The following is a 261-nucleotide window of genomic DNA, read 5'->3' as shown; positions in this document are numbered from 1 at the left end:
TGTAATAGGGAGACAGGTGAAGTTTTTTATGAAGATTTGGGATTTATTTACGTGCAGTTGCGTAACTTTACAAAAGCTGAACATGAATTGGAAAGCGATCTGGATCGTTGGCTTTATGTTTTACGTAATTTATCAAAGCTAGATAAGCTGCCAATTTTTTTGAGAAAGTCGATATTTGAAAAATTATTTAAGATAGCAGAGTATTGTAAATTAAACAAGGAGGAACGTACGATGTATGACGTAAGTTTAAAGCGGAAGTGG

At 33.7% G+C, this 261-nt stretch carries 1 protein-coding gene; it reads left to right on the top strand.

What is annotated here, in order from left to right; genetic code table 11:
* Window positions 1-261 (top strand): PD-(D/E)XK nuclease family transposase (locus ACSZOX_RS22420; protein WP_437922479.1); only part of this gene is annotated, 261 nt, incomplete at both ends.

It is taken from the genome of Sphingobacterium sp. LRF_L2 (assembly GCF_965644235.1).
Lineage (GTDB): Bacteria > Bacteroidota > Bacteroidia > Sphingobacteriales > Sphingobacteriaceae > Sphingobacterium.
This window is presented reverse-complemented; position numbering and strand designations above follow the sequence as displayed.